The 2,638-nt window shown below is 56.6% G+C and carries 2 protein-coding genes and 1 pseudogene; 2 read left to right on the plus strand and 1 reads right to left on the minus strand.

Annotation, left to right across the window (positions count from 1 at the left end; all coding sequences use genetic code 11):
* Nucleotides 1-767, plus strand: a pseudogene (locus tag ACRESD_RS14205) (dolichyl-phosphate-mannose--protein mannosyltransferase); the annotation flags it as partial.
* Nucleotides 768-1,179: 412 nt separating this feature from the next.
* Nucleotides 1,180-1,668 carry a hypothetical protein gene (locus ACRESD_RS14210; protein WP_431751486.1) on the plus strand — a complete coding sequence of 163 codons (489 nt, stop codon included), beginning with the start codon at nucleotides 1,180-1,182 and terminating at the stop codon, nucleotides 1,666-1,668.
* Nucleotides 1,669-1,910: 242 nt separating this feature from the next.
* Here the strand turns inward: ACRESD_RS14210 and ACRESD_RS14215 are convergent.
* The coding region (locus tag ACRESD_RS14215) for a phosphopantetheine-binding protein (RefSeq protein WP_431751487.1) at nucleotides 1,911-2,638 on the minus strand (728 nt) is incomplete at its 5' end.

The following is a 2,638-nucleotide window of genomic DNA, read 5'->3' on the forward strand; positions in this document are numbered from 1 at the left end:
TCGACCCGTTCGACCATATGGGGCCGATCTACACCTACCTGATCTATCTGCCGGTCTACACCCTGCCGTGGGCGCCTTGCTGGTTGCTGGGCCTGTGGCTGGCCGTGCGCAACTGGCGGCAGACACCACCCAATGTGCGCTGGCTGGTGTGGGGCCTGGGCCTGCTGTTCGTGTTCTTCACCGCCAGCGGCAGCCGTCGCAGCTACTACGTACTGCCGCTGGTGCCGTTTGCCCAACTGTTGGCAGCCTGGTGGCTGAGCGAACGCCTGGAGAAGAAACAAGCCAACTGGCCGCGTTGGCAGAAAGGTTTCGGTATCACCGCAGGTTTACTGCTGCTGGTACTCGGCGTGATTTACCCCTGGACCACCGGCAACGGCGGCGTGACTCGTTTCGCCGAGGATGTGCAGGCCGAAGCGGTCAAAACCGCACCGTGGAACCAATGGCAGATGGTGTTGGTGGAAGTCGATAACAAGCTGCCCATGTACCTGCAGAACGGCGGCAAACCGTTCTACTACGTCAGCGAAACCCAAGACTTCCCGCGCCAGGGCGACAGCGCCGCGCTCATGGCCTGGCTGGAAAAAACCAGCGGCCAGGGCTTCGACCCGCAACACACGATCATCGTCGCGCAGTACTCCAAGGAAGACCCGACGCCGCTGGCGTTCCTCGGTGCGGACCATCAGGTCATCACCACCCAGCCGGACAACGGCGAGCGGCTGTTCCAGAAGCGTTCGGGGGGCAGTGTGGCGTTCATTCCTTCACGTCCGTAAACGGGTAGCGCGCAATCACACTACCCGTGTGTCTGCGCTCGCATCTAACGCAACGTTTAGGTGCGGGCCGACACAGTCCTATTTATGTTCTCTTGGGTATCTTCGTCAATGAACCGCCGAAGAAACCCAAAGAGCGAGTCGCATCGGTGTGTTGCCTACCTTAAGTCAGATTATGAGCCGTGATATTCAGCATCCACGCGTAAAATATGCGTGGATGCTGGTGCAATCCTTCAGAGCGTCTCTACCAAATTTTACGTTGCGAGGGCGCGCAAGGCGCTCACACTTCCGTGCCATATAAATTAACGCAATAACTATCAGATCATTTAAACCCTGTCAGAATTCACAGTAGACATCCTTTTCCTACAAGTAATAATTCGGCACACCATCAAACAAACAATGGAAGGGTTTAAAAATGGCTAATAAGCACCTGATTGATCTTATCCATCACAACAACCAACATCACAGCAAAGCAACTGGAACATTTACAGCAGCCCTGAAAGATGCGCCATTCCCACTACCACGCGAAAAAGAATTGCAATTCGACAAACACCTTGGCGACCCAGTATTCGAAACCACATGGTATGCGAGGAGAGTGGGAGACGATCGCAGCGCCGATTACCAAGCCGTCGTGGTGAGCTTTGTTGACTCAGTACCTGACGGCACCCACCCCGTACAATATTTCGGTGACGAAACTGTAACTTACGCACTCGTGATAAACGGCCGGATAAGTTCCTATTATGCGCATGCAGACACCCTCACCCTTACCTCAAACCGAACAGCTGGACATGAACATATTGTTGGTAAATTTACTGACTGCAAGATGGTTCAGGACATTGACCCAACACAACATTTCTTGATGTCCGGCTCTTTTGATCTGAAGCACGTCCGCATTATTCCGTGACCTTAAAGGAATTCAGTAAAAACCTTTCAATAGTTGTCGACGATTTTAACAACAAGGCGTTTTTATCTGCTATCTCGGATAAGGGCGGTGATGGTCACAGCACACGCCCCCATTTTCCTTCTCATCGGTGTACATACCACTTTTAATAATCCGCCGCTGCCGCGGCGATATCGCTCAGGCCGGGGAGATAAACAAAAAGTAAGCTGTGGCGAGGGAACTTCCACATTGACCGCGTGCCCCCCTTAGATCCGACGACGGCGATTGAGCTGTGGGATGGCGGTCTGCGGCACTTCCACGCGTTGCACCTGTGCCACCGAGCACGCCGCCAGTTGCGCCAGGGTCGGCTGGCTGAACACGCTGCGGGTGTCCACCGCCAAACCGGCCTTGCGCAGGCGCGCCACCAGATTTACCGCCAGCAAGGAATGCCCGCCCAGTTCAAAGAAGTGGTCGTGGCGCCCTACCCGCTCCAGCTTCAAGACCTCGGCCCAGATGCCGGACATCAAGGTTTCCACCTCGCCCAGCGGTGGCTCGTAAGCACGACTGACCACGGCATCCACCCCCGGCTCCGGCAGGGCCTTGCGGTCGAGCTTGCCCGCGGGGTTGAGCGGCCATTCAGCCAATTGCACAAAGGCCGCCGGCACCATGTATTCCGGCAACTGCTCCAGCACATGGGCACGCAAAGCGCTCAGGCTCGGTGCCTGGCCGCGCAGAGTGAAGTAGGCGACCAAGCGCTCATCGCGAATCAGCACTGCCACTTCACGCAACGCCGGGTGTGCCGACAGTCGCGATTCGATTTCACCCAGTTCCAGCCGCACACCGCGCAGCTTGACCTGAAAGTCGTTGCGCCCCAGGAATGCCAGGTTGCCATCCGGCAGATAACGCACCAGGTCGCCAGTACGATACAGCCGATCACCGCGCACGAACGGGCTCTCGATAAAGCGCTCGGCGGTCATTTGCTCCAGCCCCAGGT

This window comes from Pseudomonas sp. (assembly GCF_050739995.1).
Taxonomy (GTDB): domain Bacteria; phylum Pseudomonadota; class Gammaproteobacteria; order Pseudomonadales; family Pseudomonadaceae; genus Aquipseudomonas.

Coding starts and splice junctions, on each gene's coding strand:
- ACRESD_RS14210 (WP_431751486.1), top strand. CDS start 1,180: ATGGCTAATAAGCACCTGATTGATCTTATCCATCACAACAACCAACAT.